Origin of the sequence: Bradyrhizobium jicamae (assembly GCF_018130215.1) — a bacterium.
Taxonomy (GTDB): Bacteria; Pseudomonadota; Alphaproteobacteria; order Rhizobiales; family Xanthobacteraceae; genus Bradyrhizobium; species Bradyrhizobium jicamae_A.
Genome location: NZ_JAFCKQ010000083.1, coordinates 1 through 13,219 on the forward strand (window position 1 = coordinate 1; position 13,219 = coordinate 13,219).

A 13,219-nucleotide genomic window follows, 5' to 3' on the forward strand; every position below is an offset into this window, starting at 1 on the left:
ACCAAAAGCCAGCGCCGCCACGCTGTCCGCGATTTAGCGAAACTGCTGTCCGTCAGTTAGCGAAACCACTGTCCCGTGTTTGCGAAATACGCACAATAGACCAGGACGCTGCGGACGCCCATCTCGCGCATGTCGCCGACGGTGATCTTCTGTGGGCCTGAGCCGCTAGTGCTCGGGTCGCGTCGGATGTCATAAACCACTAATTGGTCAAGCCAGATGGTGACTATCTATGACGCGTTCTCATAATCTGAGACGCCCGCCTTCAGGGGCGGAGCCAGACACGCGACCTGACAGTCAGGGAGCCTCCCGACCTAAGCGAGATGACTAGAGGCCATCGGTCGCACAGTCAGAGGCGCCGTTGTGCTCGACCTCTCATGATTCCCCAGGGTTTTCGTCGACCGAGGCACTGAAGCGCGAACAGGATCTGACACGCTTGCCGCCAAAGCGTTCCCTCGTAGCGGCTCAAGCGGTCGAGCGGATAGGTCGGCAGGTTGGTCAGGCGAACAAAAGATAGCGTAACATCGCCGAACTGGTCGGTTGGTTCGCTGATTAGATCGGAATCTGCGGTCTCGTGGGGCCACTCGTCTCGATCCCGGTGCGGTTTACCCTCGCTCAGGACTGCGTTTTGATACATGACGTCGATGATCTTCTGACGGCTCAGGCGGTCCCGTCGTCCTGGCCGAAATTTGAGCAGCTGTTTCGCCTGGATCTTGAAGAGACCACTCTCGATGGCAGTGGCGCGGCGCAGCCGCCACAACAGACTTGCCAATCTGAGGACCAGCTCTCTCTCGACTGCCGATTGCGCATCATAGTCCGCGGTGACGGCCATCTCGAACGCCGCATATTCTTCGGCGTCTTCCAAAATATCGATCACGGTTTCCGCCGTCAGTCCATGTCGCACCGCGTTCTGCCGTGATCTCCTTTTTCCCTCTTCAGTGATGGGTCCGGTGCTGAGCCGCGCGTTGCGGCGGTTGGCCTCAATTTGCCGAAAGGAAGTCATTCTGCCTCCGGGTGGAAAATTGGCTTCGTTTCGTCGATTTGCGACCTGGCAAAACGTCGTCCATTGATCTCAGTATGATCGGAAATATCGTTATCGGCCGTGGCCGAGGCCCTCATGTGTCATGGCCCAGAAATCTGCTGCGACCAGCAACGGATTGATGCGCACGTTTGCCCACCATGCGCGCTCGTTGCCCCGTCGGTGCAGCTCACGATGATGCAGCCGGCAGAGCGGAACGGTGAACCTGTCGCTAACCTTTCGTCCCATCGCCCGCTGTTCGGCAAACTTGATGTGGTGCGGATCCGACGGCGTTCGGGCGCAGATGAGACAGGGCTGAGAGGCCACAAATTTCAGGTGCGTACGATCGTGCTCACGCGCCGGTTTGGCGATGACCGTGACCTGTTTCGAGGCCTGGTCGCTCGGCGGTGACTGCCCGTGACCATTCCCATTGTCATCGGGGACGGAAACCGACACAGCTTCGCCGATACTGGCAAGCCTGGCCGCAAACGCGGTTTCAACGGTCGAGGCATCAGTCGCGGTGAGTTGGTTCTTGAGCGGGAGGGCGCGGTGCGCCCAGGCAGCAAGAGTTTCTAGCTTTTCGAGCTGATCAAGCTCCGCGATCAGCAGTTGCCGAAGCCGCTTGGAGACATCCGGCAACAGCCCTGATGGCCTCGGGCGCTCGGCTCGAGATCGTCCGTTGGACGCGCTCAGAGCCTTGCCCATGGCCGCTGTTGTTGTGGGCTCATGCGGCTCGGCTGGGCCTTGTTGGCCTCCAGAGGCGTCCTTTGCTGGCCCTGGAGACAACTCCGCCGAAGGCAGGTCGGGCGCATCAAGGTCATCCTCGCCGGCAATCCCGACCAGAGTGAACAGGGCATATCGCCGGGCATAGGTGAGGGCGGCTCCCAGCCGGTGTGGTGCCGCGGTCTCGCTGACCGGACAGACCGGCCAATCCGAGGACACCCATTCGCCGGAGGCGTGGAAGAGGGTGGTGGTCAGCCTGATCAGCCCACTGTCGCTATCCAGGGCGGTTGCCTGCACCGTGGCGATCTCGTGTTTGCCGAGACACTTGCGGACAAGATCGAGCCCGGCCGACAAGGGCGCATACCGAAACGTCCGGCTGCCCTCGCGCGGAAAGGGCGAAGCGATCGTCGCAGTGAGGGACTTTTCCGGGTTGGCGATCTCGGCCTGGGCCTTGGCAAGCGCCGCCGCAATCGCCCCGATGCTAGTGCTGGAGCGCTGCACGGCCGGTCTCCAGATCCAGAACCTCAAAGCTGATCGCGCCGGACTTGGATCGCTTGGCCTTTACCCCGTGTCCTAAGGCTTCCTTGGCGTCCTCGGGCAGCAGTGCCTTCAACTCGGCCCTGGCCCGGTCATGGTCGAGCGCCGCAGGGCGGGTCAATCGGAAAAGGGAGGCAAATTCCGCCCAGGCATTGGAGCCGCTCATGTCGACCGTTCGGACCGCCTCAATTCTGGGCCGCGGCGGTTCAACCCCAAACAGCTGAGGCGGTTCGCCGGTTCGCACACATCGCCAGAACTTCTTCTCAGCCGTGAGCAGCAGGTGCTGGTACAGAGGGTCGGCCGGAATGGTGATTTGCACCCATTTGCCGCCGCCGGTGATGATCGACAGCACTGCCGTCCGTGCCGCGGTCACCCACATGTTATGCTGCAGCTGGGCCATGTGCTTTTCTGCTGCGCCCTCTTCTGAAAAATTCCATGGCAGCATGAATTTGGCTTCAAACACAGCACCGGTGGCCTCGATGCGACCGTCTAGGGTGGCGGCCATCCAGCGGTGAACCGCGTGGAAAACCCGCCGCTGGACGTCGGTAACGAGATGGCCGGCGTTCCTTTCGTACCAGGCTCGGTTCAGCTGCTCCGTTACGGTGCCGAGCTGGACGATGAGGCTACTGGAAAGATCCTCCGGCTCGGTCTCGCCGCGTTTTTCTTTCCACAGCCGGGCCAGAGCCGCCTCGTCATCTCCCATGATGATCCGGGCATCGGAGCCGCCGATGAATGAGCGGCGGGGGCTACGTTTGGATTCTAGGCAAACGGTAGGAATCATGGCCTTCTCCTCAAGCGCCGTTCCAAAAATCGAATACGTGGAACTTTTAAATCTATAAGGAATGAAAAATACCATACGAGATGAATAGTTCAACAAAAAAATCGCTGACGAGCGCTCAGATTCGCGCCGCTAGGGCGCTGATCCGCTGGAGCGCAGAAGACCTTGCCCGGACTTCGTCAGTTGGCCTGACGACCATTCGAAGAGCCGAGTTGTCGATTGCGGAGACCTCGCTGACAGCGGCAAACAACTTGGCAATTCGCAGCGCATTGGAGTCCGCCGGCGTGGAGTTCATCGACGAGAACGGCGGCGGACCGGGTGTACGTCTTCGAAAGTCGGCAAAGGAAAATCCCGACGAATAAGCCGGCGAGTATCTGCTGGCAGCGGCAGACGTTCACCCGACCGAGGCGACCGCCGCACGGCGGGTTGAAAATCAGCTCAAAATAGGTGGCAGCCGCTGCTGGCGTGCCTCTTGTGACCATCAGCAAGAAACGGAAAACGGGGCGAAGCGGTTAAAAAACGCTAGCGCGATTGTAAGACAGCTTGATCTCCTTGCCGCACAGGCTTCCCCGAAGCTAGCTGGACGCGCACATGCCAACTACCGCTGATCGTCATTTTGCGATCCTTGATGCTCATCAGCTGCGATCACCGTCTGTTTCACATCTGCGCACCCCTTCACCTCAACTGGTTGGCTCCGCATGGCTATTTGGCAGTCGGATTTGTTCTTCCTGTTGAGCGGCCTTGTCATCGATCGGGCCTACGGCAGCAGACGCGCTGATCCAGCCTTTCGGTCGCGTTTTCTAGTGGCGGCGCGCATGCGGCTCGTCCGAATTTCTACCGAGCTTTCCAACCAGATCCGCGGTGTCATGAAAACCTTCGGTCTGGTCGTTACAGCCGGAAAGGGAAGCACCTTCGAGAAGAACGTCCGGAGCCTTCTTGCCGATCAAGCGATCAAGACGGACTTGCATCGATCGTGCTTCCGATGTTGGAAGCCTGGCGTGGCATCCGCGCCGCCGAACTCGGACGCCAGTTGGTCCGCGACGCGCGACAGAGCCAGGCTTGCCGGATCCTGATGTCCATTCCCGGCATCGGTGTGATCACCGCAACCGCCTTTGCCACGGCCATTGAGGAGCCGGACAACTTTAAGAAATCCCGATTTGTTGGTGCGTGGATCGGCCTGACGACGCGCCGCTATCGATCCGAGGAAGTCGATTATGACGGCCATATATCCCGATGTGGCGACCGTCATTTGCGAGGGCTTCTGTACGAAGCAGCGACGGTCATTCTCACGCGCAGCTCAAGCGAAAGCACGTTGCGCACGTGGGGTTTGCAGCTCCGGGAAAGAACGGCTTCAAAAGAGCTGCCGTGGCTGTGGCGCGCAAGCTAGCAGTGATAATGCATACAATGCTTAAGACTGGCGAGCTGTTCAATCCGACAGCCGGAGCCGTGGCATGAATCCGATTAGCGTTCTGAAGCTGAACGCTTGAGGTGTTCCCTTGCTGGGACGCGAGCCGAGCCATTCCGCTGATTTGGTTGCACCGCTCACTCAACAAAGTGCGTCGTCCACATTGAAGGCTCGACCCGCGAAGCTCCATCATGCGGCGGCTACTGTCGACCGCGAAGACAACCGTGCACCCGGCAAGCACTTCAACAAGATTATATGCTTGACCTTTCAGCAGCGATTAGACAACCCCATCATAAAATCTGCCGCTAGGAGCACGCGCGTCTGTTTCGCTTGTCCCCCAACAGCGGCGCGAAGGCAGACGTTATCGGACTTCCGAGAACGGGCCAGAAGCAGACTTGGCCCGCAGCGGCTTCGTGCAATCGTTAGGAAAAGAATGGATGCGGCGCCCCTTTTGCACCACGCTGCTCAACGACTTCCAGCATTGCGGCAAGGTCCTCCTGAGATACGTTCAGCCCGAACTCTTCTCGCACGACGTGGCGATACTCTTTGTTGCCATTCAGTGTCCGTCGCTCAGCACGCCCATCGGGATACCGCACGGTCACGCGGGCGTTGAACATCGTAATGCGCGTTCGGTTCGGTCCCGGACGGGCGGCAATCATGTTACTGTGGTACGGCGCATCGGGGTGCGTGCTCGTAAACCAGTTCGTGATTTCGTATTCGCCGTCGTAACGGGGATAAGGAATCACGCGATAGACGTGAGCCCATTCATCTCCGAGCTTCGATTGCAAAGTGAGCTCGCCGCCGACATCAATGAACCGCATCGTCTCGTGAGGCGTTTCCTGTTCGATACCAGGCTTGAAGAGGAGAGGAGCGGTCGGGGCAAGATTCCCGAACCCCACATCCGCCAGATAGTCCCCTTCGGGCAGATGGACGATGAGAAGCATATGGATCGCGGGCCGGGGCGCATCGATATCGAGGCCCCGGACCACCCGCCCCTGCAGACTTGTGAGCTGATATCCCAGCGAACGCAGACCGGCCCGAAACAGCATGTTCTGCTCAAAGCAGTAACCGCCCCGACCGCCGTCGATCATTTTCTTCTGAAGCGACGCCACGTCGAGCTTGGGGATGCGGCCGAGCATGATGTCCAGGCTCTCATACGAGATGGCATGTGCGTGGGCAAAAACCAGACCTCGCAATGTCTCCAGCGTCGAGGCACGCCCCCCGGAGTAGCCAATGCGGGCGAGCCATCCTTCTTGATCAAAACCCCCGTCATCCATCGAGAGCCTCCGGCGAAAGTGGAACGAGTTCCATTTCACGCCAGCGGCACGGCTCTGGCAAGGGCCATGTCCGCAATGGGTCTTGGGCGTGTAAAAACGGCCTTACAGGGCCGGCAGTCTTGAAGCCAAAACTGGGCCGGCGTCAGGCCGCGATCGCGGCGATAAATGGCCTGATCCCGAGGATATTCTGATATTCATTGCTCGGGTCAGATTATAGGCCAGAATCGAGAGGGCCATCTCGGCGGCTACCTTTGGGAGAGGTTTGGTCAGGAAGTGCGTCGCCCCCATGCGTGCCTTCATCGTGCCGAATGGATGCTCGACAGTCTCGCGACGAAGGGCGCATAGCGAGCGGGTTCGCATCGAGCCGCTGCCGCACGGCGTCGAGAGATCCTCGTGCTCCCATCGCGTGATCCGTCGCTCTGACCCGGGCGTGCACTGGAGTTTGATCGAACAATTCTTACAGGCGCACTGCAACAGGGCAAACGCGCCGCTAGTGTTTCTCCATGAAGTCAAGGACAGCTTGATCGTAGGCGTCGGGATTTTCCCATGGAACGGTATGCGAACTTGCAGCGATCTCAACTCTCTCGCGATTGGGCAAGCAACGTTCTAACTGATCTATGACCAGATGAAACACAGGAGGGCTTCGTTCGGCATTCGATAAGAGCGTGGGGGCGGTGATCGTTTTGGCCATGTCGCAGGTGAAAACCGGTCGCGGCCGTTTCGTGGTCGCATCCGCCTGATACGAAGCGACGTTGTCGAAGTTCATCTTCTTGTGAGCGTCCGACCGGCGTCCGTAGGCTCCCGGACCGCCGATGCCATCTACGATCATAGGGATGCCTCGTTGCACATCGCCGGCCTTGAAGGCCTCTCTAGCGGGCGCCTGCTTTTTAACAAACTCCTTCAAAATGTCCGTGCTGTTGGGCACGCCGCTGAGTATGCCCATTGCGGGCGGCTCATTCAGCGCCAGGCTGACAACCATATCTGGGTGTGTCGCGGCGAAAAAAAGCGCGGCGTGTGCACCTGACGAATGCGCTATGACCCTGATCTTGGAGAAGCCGAATGCGCGCGCGAAAGCGGCGAGATCTTCACCGTGCACATCCGCCGCGCTGTCCGGCGTTCCTTCCGGGCTCACCACGTTTGGATAGTTGTTCCGGCGACTGTAGGCTATGGCACGATAGTGGGCCGCAAATTTCGGAAGCTGTTCGCTCCACATGCGATAATCTTGCAAACCACCATGAACAAAGATGACCGGCTCGCCCTGACCCTGCTCGACATAGGCAAGCTCGTAGCCGTTGACAGATATTCGCTTGATTTCATCCGCTATGGTGGTCGTGGCGTTCAGGGTCGATGTAGAAATCAAAGCAAGAAGAGAACAGTATATAGCTCTGCTAATAGACATTGCGACCTCCTCGCAGTGATTGTCTCCCTGGATCAAAGCTCTTCGCTTCGCCATTCTTGCGTGCTCAGCACGTCCGAAACGGCCAAGACGAGAGGCGCGCGCCGCCAGTCCGATGGACTTCGTTCGCCGCACCAGAGTTCTCCAAAAGCTTGGAGCGGCCATTGATCCAAAGGGCCCGTGCGTTAGCGTTGACAGCATAGTACCGTATGTATACTGTACTAGTCAATGCATACACTATTTAAATCGCTTCGTCTCGATAATTCGGGCGTTCCCATCTACGTCCAGTTGCGTGAACAGATCCTGCGAACCCTGGGCGCGGGCGTGCTCGCGAGCGGCGACCAGATGCCAACCATGCGCGAAGTGGCGGTGGCTTTGAAAATCGACCTCAACACGGTCCGGCACGCTTACGACGAACTGGAGCGGATGGGCGCGATCACGCTGGTCAGGGGTCGCGGAAGCTTCGTAGCCCAGCCTCCACCGCCAATGGGAGCGCGCGCGCAGGCATCGCAGATCGACGCTCTCGCGAAACAGACCCTCGCCACGGCCGTCGCAGCGGGGATCGACCCGACTGCCCTGGCGGATCGAATAAAGGCCCTCACAAAGCAAAAGGAATAGTCGTCATGAACAGCTATTTTGGTGCAAAAGGTGCCAACCAGCTCGCCATCACACTTGCCGGTGTCGCCCTCGCACTTGCCGTCACGACCAGCTGGTTCTCCTACGACACCACCTCGCGCGGCGGTTATGTCCTTGCTGCGGTTCTGGTCATCGTCGCGATCCTGATACCTCAAGCGATCAAGGTTGCTGATCAGTGGGAGCGCGCCGTCGTTCTCCGGTTGGGAAAACTGTCCGCCATTCGCGGGCCCGGCCTGTTCGTGATTGTGCCGTTTATCGATACGGTCGCGTCCTGGCTCGATCAACGTATCCAGACCACGGAGATCAACGCGGAAAAGGCGCTCAGCAAAGATACCGTGCCGGTGAATATCGATGCGGTGATATTCTGGCAAATCCACGATCCGCAGCGAGCCGCGCTCGAAATCACGAACTATCGACAGGCGATTACGCAGGTCGCACAGACCTCACTTCGGGAAATGGTCGGGTCGTCCTTGCTGTCGAACTTGTTGTCCGAGCGCAAGCAGGGCGATGAGCTTTTGCGTGAAGAAATCGGTCGCAAGACCGCAGATTGGGGCGTGGCGGTACTTTCAGTTGAAATCAGGGACATTGGTGTGCCGCCTGCATTGCAAGACGCGATGAGCCGACAGGCGCAAGCCGAGCGCGAGCGACTTGCGCGCGTTTTACTCGGCCAAGCCGAACAGGAGATAGCGCTCAAGTTCGTAGAAGCGGCGGACATCTATGCTCGTACTCCAGCTGCGATGCAGCTGCGCGCCATGAATATCATTTATGAAACGACCAAGGAGCGCGGTGCCACAATTCTCATTCCGACGGCAATGGTTGACGCCATGAACCCCGGTGGTGCGATGGGTATCGCTGCTGCCGCGCGTCCGCTTCCGGCTCAATTGTAGTGGCAGGATCGCGCTTGCCGTGGAGGGTCCCGAGATAGTGAGGTCAAAATAAGTTCGTCAAGGAGTTGCTATAATGAGCACGACGTTCATCAGGACGGGTTTCGCACAGACAACCGGATCGACGCGGCAGACGTTTAGCCTCTTCAAGAGATGTTGGGTACTGTTTCGAGAATGGCGCAAATGCGAGAGGCTACGCACCGATTTGTGCGGGCTGGATGATCGGGAGCTTCAGGACATCGGCATTACGCGCGGCGAAATCGACTACGTCACCTCGAACCGCGCCATCGATCCGCGAGGCGTCCCATCTACCGTTCGATGATTGTCCGATATTCGGCGCCAGAGGATGCCAGGCGTTGAAAGTTCTCCTACACTCATCGCTTCTCGTGACGTCTAATGTGGGGTTATTCGCCAACGGCGAGGCGCAGGCCGTCGAAGTACAGCGCCCGATCCTCCGGGCGACGCCAATGTGACGCTACGCTCGGCACCACGATGGGCGTAATGGTTCGCAGGCACTCGACCATTTTGCGCGCCTCATCCAACCGTCCCATGTGAGCGTAGCAAGACGCGAGAAAACGATAGGTAGGTGCCCAATTCGGATTCACCTGCAGCGATTGTAGCAACAGTTCTGCCGCTATGTCGAAACGCCGGGCAAAAAAGTGACCGAGGCCGATTCCAAAAAGGCCCGGCCCGCCGCGGCGCGGGTTAAGACGCAAACTGGCTTCGAAGTGCTGGATCGCGAGTTCGGGCTGCCCGGCCCAAAGCCTGAGCGTACCGCTCCGGTACCAGGAGGTAGCTGAGCTTGGGTTGAGTTCTAGCGCGCGGTCAATCAAGGCAATGGCTGGATGGATATTCTCCTCAAAGTAACCGAGTGCGTGGGCCGCAGTACTGAGAACAATGGGGTCGTCGCCGGCAACTCGAACGGCTCGCCGAGCAAAATCAATGCTCAGCTGGCGATCTTCTTCCTGATTCGTGCTCCATCCGTTGATGTGCAGGTTTTGGTAGCACATCGCTTCCAACGCAAGAGCGGGCCCGTAATCGGGATCGCGCTTGATCGCCTGCTCTAGGAGATCGACGGCGCGAATGACTGAAGTCCGTTCCCACGCAAAAGTAAGTGCTACAGAACGCAAGTACAAATCATAGGCGGCCAGATCATTCGTCGGCCGGTTTTCCGATCGCCGTATCTCGGCCGCCTGCAATGTCGGCTCAATGACGCCGGAAACACTGATCGCCACCTTGTCCTGAAGGTCGAAGACATCTTCCAGTAAGCCATCGAAATGCTCGGCCCAGAGATGGACGCCAGAGATGGCATCGATGAGCTGTCCTGTAATGCGGACTCGATTGCCTGCCTTGCGGATAGACCCTTCGAGAACGTATCGGACGCCGAGTTCGCGCCCAACCTGCTTCACGTCGACCGTTCGGCCCTTGTACGTAAAGCTCGAATTTCGAGCGATGACGAAGAGCCATTTGATCCGACTAAGCGCCGTGATGATCTCCTCAACCATTCCATCGGCAAAATAGTCTTGCTCGGGATCGCCGGACATGTTCTGAAATGGCAGGACGGCAATCGATGGTTTGTCCGGTAGCGCCGGCGTCGAGGTTGTGGCTTCCGATCCGATGTCCCGCCGACTGGCGGCGGTGATGATATGAAAGACATGAACAGGTCGGGCAATGTTTTTTAGGACCTGCTCCCCTCCGTCCCTAACATCGAAAGGCACCTTCCCGCGGACGTGATTGACGACAGTCTGGGAGACGCAGACACCGCCAGGCTCAGCGAGGGATTCAAGCCGAGCAGCAATGTTCACGCCGTCGCCGTGGATGTCCTCGCCGTCGGTGATGATGTCGCCGAGATTGACGCCGACCCGGAATTCGATCCGGCTCTCTTGCGGTACTTCAGCATTCTGCTCGGCCATTGCACGCTGAACTTCGACAGCGCAGCACAAAGCGTCCACGATGCTTGGGAACTCTACAAGCATGCCATCGCCCGTCGTCTTCACGATCCGGCCGCCACGCTCGACGATTTTCGGGTCAACCAAAGTGCTTCTAAGAGCCTTGAGCCGAGCGAGCGTGCCCTCTTCGTCGCGGCCCATAAGCCGGCTATAGCCGACGACATCCGCTGCAAGAACCGCTGCCAGTCGCCGCCGTACCCGATCATTGCTCATTCGAGCCCCCAGATCGGAAAACCCGTTATCGAATTGCCGACTATTGTAGGTCGCTGGCCGGTGAGTGCCAATGTCCGAAATGGATCATTTGCGTCGTGTTGAGCGATTGCTGACTGCTTCTATCCTGCTTCCATATGGCGACAAGTTTAGCTGCCCAAGGCCCGAACTGATGGTCACCTCGCTCCCGGCCACCACACCGACGGCGGGTTCATCGCCGAAATCTTGTTGGTCCGCAGCGCAACCAGGTGGCTCCGCTTGAACGCATGCCCGGTCCGCCGCGAGCAGTCCATGCAACGCATGTACCGCTCCAGCGGCAGTTCCGCATCGAGCAGATCCCCCGTGTCCAAACCGCTCAAGTGATTCCAAGCGCTGGCGTGGCGGCGGCTTTGTTCGAAGCGTAACGGGCGTGCTAATAGCTGTCGATTGGGCCGATATCCGCAGCGGGGTCAACCCCCCTCGGCCGTCAGTCCGACCTCGTCCGCTATGCTAGAATTTGAGGCTCCAGGAGAAGGGAGGGCGACATGCCAAAGGGCTATTTTCTGAGTGAAGTCGACGTTGCAAACACAGAAGCTTACGAAGCTTATCGCACGCGAGTGCTTCCGACCGTCGAAAAGTTTGGCGGACGCTTTCTGGTACGAGGTGGCCAGCCTCAGGCGATCGAAGGCGGAGGATTCGCCAACCGTGTCATCGTCATCGAGTTTGACAGTCCAGAACAAGTGATGGCTTGGTATAATTGCTCCGAATATCAGGCGATTGTGCCGATCCGGCATGCCAACGCGACAACACGTGCGGCCTGTCTGATAGGGGCCTGATCCGGAGAGGCCGTCACTCGGTTGGGTCATCTGAGGCGTCGTTTTGCATGCGGGCGATCCAAGCTTGGCAGGCTATGACGTTTGCCTCTCTGCGCGCATCCGTGGCCCGTTCGGCGAGGTGCTGGACGGTGGCGCCGAATAGGTGCTCGCCGTGATTTGGTGCCCATGCCGGTGGTAGCATCTGAATCCATGGAGATGCGCCTTAGTCATCCGCACCCACGACGCGCAGTAGCTCGCGTCGTCCCTGACCCCGAGGGATTGGAAATTTGCAAGCAAACCAGCGCCGCGCCTTCATCCCCGACGCTTTCCGACCGCCTAATAGCTCGACGTGTCATCCAGTTCGCGGAGCAATTCCGGCTGGATTATTCAGGGCCTCGGCGCGCGCGTCCCCTGCGTCGGGGCCTTGTCTTTTAGATGCGAGGAGCGCCCGGGAGCATCAAGATGGCGTTCAGCAATCGCAGCTACGGTCCGTCACGTCAGGCAATCCCTGCCCAGGGTTGGTCTGACAGCGTAGAGCTGGAATGAGGAAGGCCCCGGTTCTCGGCCCGGAATATTTGGAGCGTCGGCTGGCGGCGCTTGCCCGGCTGCTGAGGCGGTATTTTTCCACAAGCACGGTTGCGCACGACTCTGGTTGCGCGCAGCCTGTCGTTAGCGCGGGGCCGGAGGGCCTTCCGACGCATCGTCTCTCACCGCGGCGTTGCTGCCCCGCGCGATCCTCTGCGTTTCCACAACGTTCTTACCGCCGACGATCGCACCGGCAGCGGTTAGGCGCCTCCTCGCCGGCTGGCCGGACACATGTCAGCACCCGACCACGCTCTGCGCTCTTTGAAAAGAATCTTCTTGCATCACCGGGGGCGTCCACACATGTCCATGATGACGATGTCGCCAGGCTGGAGCTGCGGAACGAGAATCTGCTGAACGTAGGCGCGGAAGCATTCGCCGTTGATTGGACCGTCGAACAGGCAAGGTGCAGTGAGGCGGTCACAGCGCAAGGCGCCAAGGAATGTCAGCGTCCGCCAATGACCATGTGGCGTGAAGCTGCGCACGCGCTCGCCTTTTGGCCCCCATCCGCGCAGTGGGGCCATGTTGGTCTTGATCCAGGTCTCGTCGATAAAGACCAGGTGTCGGGGATCGAGGTTGGCCTGCCATGAACGCCAGCGCTGGCGTCTACGCGAGATGTCGGAGCGAGCTCGCTCGAGGGCGAGCAGTGTTTTTTTTGAACCGCAGCCTTTCACGCCGTAGAAACAGCCAAACCGCATTGTGGGAGACCTTGATCCCGCGCGCGGCGAGCTCGTCCTTGAGGGCGTGAAGCGTCAAATGCGGCGTCTGACCGATCCGTTCCATGATGAAGGCGCGATGCGGATCAAGTACAGGCTTGCGATGGCCGCCCATCTTGCCGGGCGCTACCGAGCCGGTCGCTCGATAACGCTGCGACCACTTGACAACTGACGACACCGCAACCCCAAACCGCAATGCCACCGAGCGGCAGCTCCCGCCCTTCGCAACTGCCGCAACCGCCCGCTTACGCAGATCATTGGAAATTGGTCGGACCATCGGATGCTGGCCTCCAGCCCAGCCAGCATCTTGAATCATA

The 13,219-nt window shown here is 59.1% G+C and carries 12 protein-coding genes and 2 pseudogenes; 6 read left to right on the forward strand and 8 right to left on the reverse strand.

Annotated elements, in window-relative coordinates; translation table 11 throughout:
* Positions 1-346 precede the first annotated feature (346 nt).
* From JQ586_RS39065 to JQ586_RS39075, 3 genes are all read right to left on the reverse strand, one after another.
* Positions 347-1,000, reverse strand: coding sequence for a hypothetical protein (locus JQ586_RS39065; protein WP_212399958.1), 654 nt, complete (start codon positions 998-1,000; stop codon positions 347-349).
* A gap of 90 nt (positions 1,001-1,090) precedes the next feature.
* A complete protein-coding gene (locus JQ586_RS39070; RefSeq protein WP_212399959.1) occupies positions 1,091-2,239 on the reverse strand; it encodes an ERF family protein in 1,149 nt (382 codons plus the stop codon).
* The gene (locus tag JQ586_RS39075) at positions 2,220-3,056 is read right to left on the reverse strand and encodes a YqaJ viral recombinase family protein (RefSeq protein ID WP_212399960.1); all 837 of its coding nucleotides are present in this window, start codon (positions 3,054-3,056) and stop codon (positions 2,220-2,222) included. The genes JQ586_RS39070 and JQ586_RS39075 overlap by 20 nt, the downstream gene beginning before the upstream one ends.
* 80 nt (positions 3,057-3,136) lie before the next feature.
* Here JQ586_RS39075 and JQ586_RS39080 point away from each other — a divergent pair, with 80 nt between their 5' ends.
* Both JQ586_RS39080 and JQ586_RS39085 read left to right on the forward strand, forming a co-directional pair.
* Positions 3,137-3,415 (forward strand): transcriptional regulator, encoded by a 279-nt coding sequence (locus JQ586_RS39080; protein ID WP_212399961.1) that lies wholly within the window; start codon positions 3,137-3,139, stop codon positions 3,413-3,415.
* 432 nt (positions 3,416-3,847) lie between these two features.
* Positions 3,848-4,508 (forward strand): annotated as a pseudogene (locus tag JQ586_RS39085) (IS110 family transposase); the annotation flags it as partial.
* Between the two features lie 372 nt (positions 4,509-4,880).
* Here JQ586_RS39085 and JQ586_RS39090 read toward each other — a convergent pair.
* From JQ586_RS39090 to JQ586_RS39100, 3 genes are all read right to left on the reverse strand, one after another.
* Positions 4,881-5,735, reverse strand: coding sequence for an arylamine N-acetyltransferase (locus JQ586_RS39090; RefSeq protein ID WP_212399962.1), 855 nt, complete (start codon positions 5,733-5,735; stop codon positions 4,881-4,883).
* 102 nt (positions 5,736-5,837) lie between these two features.
* Complete coding sequence (locus JQ586_RS39095; RefSeq protein ID WP_409411048.1) at positions 5,838-6,314, reverse strand: transposase; 477 nt, start codon at positions 6,312-6,314, stop codon at positions 5,838-5,840.
* Positions 6,226-7,134 (reverse strand): alpha/beta fold hydrolase, encoded by a 909-nt coding sequence (locus JQ586_RS39100; RefSeq protein ID WP_212399964.1) that lies wholly within the window; start codon positions 7,132-7,134, stop codon positions 6,226-6,228. The genes JQ586_RS39095 and JQ586_RS39100 overlap by 89 nt, the downstream gene beginning before the upstream one ends.
* Positions 7,135-7,359: 225 nt before the next feature.
* Between JQ586_RS39100 and JQ586_RS39105 the strand changes: the two genes are divergently transcribed.
* The 3 genes from JQ586_RS39105 to JQ586_RS39115 all read left to right on the forward strand — a co-directional run bounded on the left by JQ586_RS39105 (position 7,360) and on the right by JQ586_RS39115 (position 8,973).
* Entirely contained in the window at positions 7,360-7,749 is a 390-nt protein-coding gene (locus tag JQ586_RS39105; protein ID WP_212399965.1) for a GntR family transcriptional regulator, read from the forward strand.
* Positions 7,750-7,754: 5 nt separating this feature from the next.
* Positions 7,755-8,654 (forward strand): slipin family protein, encoded by a 900-nt coding sequence (locus tag JQ586_RS39110; protein ID WP_212399966.1) that lies wholly within the window; start codon positions 7,755-7,757, stop codon positions 8,652-8,654.
* A gap of 73 nt (positions 8,655-8,727) precedes the next feature.
* Positions 8,728-8,973 (forward strand): DUF1127 domain-containing protein, encoded by a 246-nt coding sequence (locus tag JQ586_RS39115; protein WP_212399967.1) that lies wholly within the window; start codon positions 8,728-8,730, stop codon positions 8,971-8,973.
* An 82-nt stretch (positions 8,974-9,055) separates the two neighbouring features.
* On the opposite strand, the gene JQ586_RS39120 is transcribed toward JQ586_RS39115, so the two are convergent.
* Positions 9,056-10,813, reverse strand: a complete 1,758-nt coding sequence (locus JQ586_RS39120; RefSeq protein ID WP_212399968.1) for an adenylate/guanylate cyclase domain-containing protein — start codon at positions 10,811-10,813, stop codon at positions 9,056-9,058.
* A gap of 521 nt (positions 10,814-11,334) precedes the next feature.
* Between JQ586_RS39120 and JQ586_RS39125 the strand changes: the two genes are divergently transcribed.
* A complete protein-coding gene (locus JQ586_RS39125; RefSeq protein ID WP_212399969.1) occupies positions 11,335-11,625 on the forward strand; it encodes a DUF1330 domain-containing protein in 291 nt (96 codons plus the stop codon).
* 857 nt (positions 11,626-12,482) lie between these two features.
* Here JQ586_RS39125 and JQ586_RS39130 read toward each other — a convergent pair.
* Positions 12,483-13,179: pseudogene (locus tag JQ586_RS39130) on the reverse strand (IS630 family transposase); the annotation flags it as partial.
* Positions 13,180-13,219: the final 40 nt, after the last annotated feature.

Excerpts from the sequence above, each read along its gene's own strand:
- JQ586_RS39065 (WP_212399958.1), bottom strand. The coding sequence starts at position 1,000 with ATGACTTCCTTTCGGCAAATTGAGGCCAACCGCCGCAACGCGCGGCTC.
- JQ586_RS39075 (WP_212399960.1), bottom strand. The coding sequence starts at position 3,056 with ATGATTCCTACCGTTTGCCTAGAATCCAAACGTAGCCCCCGCCGCTCA.
- JQ586_RS39080 (WP_212399961.1), top strand. The coding sequence starts at position 3,137 with ATGAATAGTTCAACAAAAAAATCGCTGACGAGCGCTCAGATTCGCGCC.
- JQ586_RS39090 (WP_212399962.1), bottom strand. The coding sequence starts at position 5,735 with ATGGATGACGGGGGTTTTGATCAAGAAGGATGGCTCGCCCGCATTGGC.
- JQ586_RS39100 (WP_212399964.1), bottom strand. The coding sequence starts at position 7,134 with ATGTCTATTAGCAGAGCTATATACTGTTCTCTTCTTGCTTTGATTTCT.
- JQ586_RS39105 (WP_212399965.1), top strand. The coding sequence starts at position 7,360 with ATGCATACACTATTTAAATCGCTTCGTCTCGATAATTCGGGCGTTCCC.
- JQ586_RS39110 (WP_212399966.1), top strand. The coding sequence starts at position 7,755 with ATGAACAGCTATTTTGGTGCAAAAGGTGCCAACCAGCTCGCCATCACA.
- JQ586_RS39115 (WP_212399967.1), top strand. The coding sequence starts at position 8,728 with ATGAGCACGACGTTCATCAGGACGGGTTTCGCACAGACAACCGGATCG.
- JQ586_RS39120 (WP_212399968.1), bottom strand. The coding sequence starts at position 10,813 with ATGAGCAATGATCGGGTACGGCGGCGACTGGCAGCGGTTCTTGCAGCG.
- JQ586_RS39125 (WP_212399969.1), top strand. The coding sequence starts at position 11,335 with ATGCCAAAGGGCTATTTTCTGAGTGAAGTCGACGTTGCAAACACAGAA.